The sequence below is a fragment of the Vibrio sp. T9 genome (assembly GCF_003123985.1).
GTDB classification, from domain to species: domain Bacteria; phylum Pseudomonadota; class Gammaproteobacteria; order Enterobacterales; family Vibrionaceae; genus Vibrio; species Vibrio diabolicus.
Map to the genome: position 1 here is coordinate 1 of NZ_NIGY01000073.1, position 428 is coordinate 428.

Below are 428 nucleotides of genomic sequence, written 5' to 3' on the forward strand. Positions count from 1 at the left end.
TCCTCTATAAGACACACCAGGCGCCGGCTGAGATCGCACTGTACGTGCCGCTGTTCAAGCAGGTGGCGGTGCCGCTCGGCCTGTTCTTCGTGGTGGTCGGATACTTCATCATCGTCGGCTTCTCCAATGCGGTGAACCTGACCGACGGTCTCGACGGCCTGGCGATCATGCCAAGCGTGTTGGTGTCCGGCGCCCTGGGTATCTTCGCCTACCTCGCCGGCAACAAGTTGTTCTCCGAGTACCTCGGCATTCCGGCCATTCCGGGCGCTGGCGAGCTGGCGATCTTCTGCAGCGCGCTGTCCGGGGCGGGCCTCGGCTTCCTCTGGTTCAACACCTATCCGGCCCAGGTCTTCATGGGTGATGTCGGCGCGCTGGCCATCGGCGCCGCGCTCGGCTGCGTCGCGCTGATCGTGCGGCAGGAGATCGTG

At 64.7% G+C, this 428-nt stretch carries 1 pseudogene; it reads left to right on the forward strand.

Annotation, left to right across the window (positions count from 1 at the left end):
- A pseudogene (locus CBX98_RS25480) lies at positions 1 to 428 on the forward strand (phospho-N-acetylmuramoyl-pentapeptide-transferase); the annotation flags it as partial.